The organism is Porcipelethomonas ammoniilytica, from assembly GCF_025567485.1.
Classification (GTDB): Bacteria; Bacillota; Clostridia; order Oscillospirales; family Ruminococcaceae; genus Porcipelethomonas; species Porcipelethomonas ammoniilytica.
The window spans coordinates 1-4,378 of record NZ_JAOQKH010000038.1; the positions used below are offsets into that span (position 1 = coordinate 1).

The 4,378-nt window shown below is 34.8% G+C and carries 3 protein-coding genes; all 3 read left to right on the plus strand.

The genetic code is table 11. The features are described 5' to 3' along the window. The coding region (locus tag OCV67_RS12615; protein WP_262644638.1) for a dockerin type I domain-containing protein at window positions 1–1,035 on the plus strand (1,035 nt) is incomplete at its 5' end. Window positions 1,036–1,093: 58 nt separating this feature from the next. Next, window positions 1,094–3,124 carry an N-acetylmuramoyl-L-alanine amidase gene (locus OCV67_RS12620; protein WP_147644299.1) on the plus strand — a complete coding sequence of 677 codons (2,031 nt, stop codon included), beginning with the start codon at window positions 1,094–1,096 and terminating at the stop codon, window positions 3,122–3,124. A gap of 293 nt (window positions 3,125–3,417) precedes the next feature. Continuing rightward, window positions 3,418–3,624, plus strand: a complete 207-nt coding sequence (locus tag OCV67_RS12625; RefSeq protein ID WP_147644300.1) for a hypothetical protein — start codon at window positions 3,418–3,420, stop codon at window positions 3,622–3,624. Window positions 3,625–4,378 lie beyond the last annotated feature (754 nt).

A 4,378-nucleotide genomic window follows, 5' to 3' on the forward strand; every position in this document is an offset into this window, starting at 1 on the left:
ACAATATTGAATCCTGAATGTGAAATATATGATTCATATCTTACAATGTATCAGTTTACAGGAACGATATACGGTTATGAAAACTCTACTGCTCATGAGTATGCTGAAAAGTATGAATATAACTTTTCTGCTATAGATGCAGAACCGGAAGAGACTACAGCTGTTACAACAAGTGAAGATGTGGCAACAACAGTTAGTCAGACAGAAATGACAACTCCAGAAGAAACACAAGTAAGTCAGATTGAAACATCGGTATCTCAAATTACAACGAGTGAACCAGCAATAACAACGGTAAGTCAGGTAAGCACATCGGCTGAAACAACGGTATCAGTGGTTACAACTCCGGAGATAACCAAACGAACAGATGAACATGGAAATATTGTAATAACAGTCGGAGATGTCAATGACGATGGAAGAGTATCCGCATTGGACGCAGCAATAATAGCGAGAAAGCTTGCAGAGGGAAGGAGTTCGGACCTCAATAAATGGGCGGCAGACTATAACGGAGATGGAAAAGTAACAGCGCTGGATTGTTCAGAAATAGCACGTTTTTTAGCAAAGTTAAGTATAATAGAACATACAACGGCGCCGAATGAAAATAAAACAGAAACTACAAAAACCACAGTAAAGCTTAAAGAACCAAACAAGAAGAATTATGACCTGAATAAATTCAGCGGAATAAAGAAGTATGTAAATGATTGTATAAAGTATAAGGCGGCAGCAGAATACGGAATAACAAAGATTATATATGATGATACGGTAGACCCATGGGACAGTTACAGTTGGGATGCGCCAGCTGACTATATTCCAAATATTGAATACTATAAGGAACATAACGATCCTATTCTTCCGGCAGGTATTCTATGGACAGCAGACGAATTAGTTGATTCAGCATATACCAATCTCTATATGATGGTGGAGGAGCTTAAAGGAACTGGTGAATGGGAAGATGAAACCGCTTACTTAACACAACTTATAGTTACATGGAAAGAACTAGGCGGAGGAAATTATCAGTTGTATATTATGTGGCATTAAGTATATGAGAAATGAAGTCATCATGAGGCGATTATAAATTGTATATCGAGGTGCAAAAATGAATTTAATAAAATATATTACAACAGCTGCTGCCGGACTGTTTTGTGTCGGATTGCTTGGTATTGGTGTTTATGCTGATGAACCTGATATAATACCAGATATTACAGAGAAAACTACGAAACAATTTGTTGAAGAAACTACTGTACCTGACGTATCTGAAGCATCAGATGTGACAACAGTTTCTGTTGACATTGATTCAACCATATCGACTGACATTTTGGAAGATCCGAAAACAGAAACCACTCTGCCAGAGGAAAATATGGATGGTTGGCAGCTGAAAGACAATAGATGGTTCTATTATAATGACGGTGTTCCCACAAGCGGTATTGTTGAAATAGACGGTAAATCCTATTTGTTTGCTCCTAACGGTGCACTTAAAACTGGTTGGCAGACAGTAAATTCAATCAGAACATATTTTGATTATGAAACTCATCAACCTGTTTACGGATGGATTTCCTATATGGGAAATGTTTATTATAACGATGAACATTATGGTAAGCTTACGGGTATGCAGGATATAGATGATAACACCTATATTTTTACGGATACCGGAATCATGCATACAGGTTTTATAAAATATCAAGGGTATATATATTACTGCAATGAAAACGGCATTGTAATTAAGGGTGATGATAGGTACACTCCAATTGGTATTGCCGGAACAAGCTACATTATTTCTCCGTCTGGAAAAGTACATACAGGCTGGCAGTCTATAAATGGACTGAGGGTATATTTTGATACGGAAACAGCTGAACCTGTTTATGGCTGGATTAGTTATCATGGTAAATATTATTATACAGATGCTGAAATCGGGAAATATACAGGCGAGCATTATATTTATAATCATCCGTACAGATTTGATGAAAGCGGTATTTTGCAAACTGGACTGCAATCCTTTGCCGACGGTTCAACGCTGTACTATTATGATGATGGTACATGGGCAGAGGGCTTTGTAACAATTAAAAATGACACATATTATTTTAATTCTGAGGGATTTATGCTAACAGGTTGGCAGACTGTAAATAAAAATAAATATTATTTTTCTGAAAACGGCAAAATGGCAGTAGGTTTATTTACATTAAACGGTAACAAATATTACTTTAATAAAAAAGGGATAATGCAAACAGGCTTTACTAAAATTAACGGAAATACGTATTATTTTGATACAAACGGCAAGATGCTGTATAGGTGGCAGACAATTAATAAAAATAAGTACTATTTCGGTTCTGACGGTAAAATGAGAACTGGCTGGCAGTCTATAGACAAAAATAAATATTATTTCAGCTCTGACGGTAAAATGAGAACCGGCTGGCAAACTATAAATAAAAATAAATATTACTTTAATACAAACGGAATAATGTCGGTCGGATTTTTAAAGATAGGAAGTAATACTTATTATTTCGGAAAAGACGGTATAATGCAGACGGGCTTTAAAATTATCAATGGAAAATACTATAATTTCGGCGCAAACGGTATATTAAAACCGATAAAAGTATTTGTCGGAGTAGGTCACGGCGGCTATGATCCCGGAGCTGTCGGTTATATAGTCGAAAAAGAGTATACCCTCAAAACCGCAAAAATTGTTGAAGAATACCTGAAAGCCGCAGGAATAGATTATATACTAAGCCGTGATGCTGACATTGACACGACTATGCAGAGTAAACTTGAATTATGCAATAATTATGATCCCGATCTTATAATTGATATTCATTTTAATGCGGTGGGGGGTCATGGATTTGAGATTTATCATTCTATGTATGGCGGAATGTCGAAAACTCTTGCTGAAAATATAAATGCAGAGGTTTCCAAGATAATGTACAGCAATGGCTGCAAAACATTTATTAATGCCGATGGTTTAGACAGATTTACGATAATAAGGGAAACTCACGCACCGGCAGTACTTATTGAAGGCGGTTTTGTAGATAACTGGTCAGATGCAGAATTTATTAAAGCTAATTATCAAAAGCTTGCCAAAGCTTATGCTGAGGGTGTACTTAAGACCATATTATTAATTTTTAAAGACAGTTAAAAAATATTGTACGCCAATTGGATAAAAATCCTAAAGCAGAAATTATAAATTAATATTATATGGTGAAAACAAAGTAAAAAAATGTTGACTATGTAAAAATTATGTGATATAATATAAATATCAGCAAAAGCTGAAATATTATAAGAAAGCACAAAATATTTTTTCTACGCATTGAAGCTCGGTGAATAACCGGGCTTTTGATGTATAATATAGTAAATAAAAGTAGTTTATTGACAAAATATAGCGAAAGTGATATAATTAAATATATAAAATTATTAAGGGGATTATAGTAAATGTATATAATAAAACCACATTTTGATTATTGTCCGATACAGAAAACAGAATATTTTGTCAATGTAAGATATAAAATAAGCGATGTGAATACATATAAAAAGGTCTCAATGGAATGTGTATATCAGGAGTTTTATAAGCAGAATTGTCCGGAAAGAAATAATTGTCCTATTTATAAATCAGCTGATGTGATTTTAGTGAATAAATAAAAATTCGCCAATGGCGAATTTAAGGAAAGGTCTTGACATTACATAAAAATATTGTTATAATAATAAAAAAGGGGCACACTGATAGACGGTCGCTCCCTCATAAGTGTTTGAATAAACCGCTTAAGTTGGTAGCTTGGGGCGGTTTATTTCTTTATGTTCTTGATTACTTCATTAACAGTAACAAGAAGCAGGATAGTGAGAACTAAATATGTAAGTTCCATACCTATCACCTCCCTGCCAGCTTATTTCGCCTGCCCGTTAGGGGACGATCAATTAGCTTATGGCGTAAGGAGGGAACAACCGCCTACCGTTTAGAGTATGCCCATGTATTAAATTATATCATAGATATCGAATTTTGTCAATTTATTCATAATTCGCCATTGGCGAATGTTAAAACAATACTTGACAATAATAAGAAAGTGATGTATAATAATCATAGAAATGATATTATTGTGCTCCATTTAGGTTCACAAAAAAAGCCAAAGGACTGCTACTCCTTTGGCTTTTGTGCTGACTGCCTTATTTTTTCTTATTATTCCTGTCCAGCCACTTGCAAATATAATTTGCTAATATACTTGCTACAACAGAAATAAAAAAAGATATTATTAACTCCATTTCAGGTTCACCTCCTCCCTGTTAAGGCAGGAGAAAGGCAGCAAATTCATTATACCACACACATCGAATAAAGTCAAAAAAAGGAAGTCTTACTACGTAATGACTTCCTTTTTTGTAATTCGCCAATGGCGAATTGATC

Excerpts from the sequence above, each read along its gene's own strand:
- OCV67_RS12620 (WP_147644299.1), top strand. The coding sequence starts at position 1,094 with ATGAATTTAATAAAATATATTACAACAGCTGCTGCCGGACTGTTTTGT.
- OCV67_RS12625 (WP_147644300.1), top strand. The coding sequence starts at position 3,418 with ATGTATATAATAAAACCACATTTTGATTATTGTCCGATACAGAAAACA.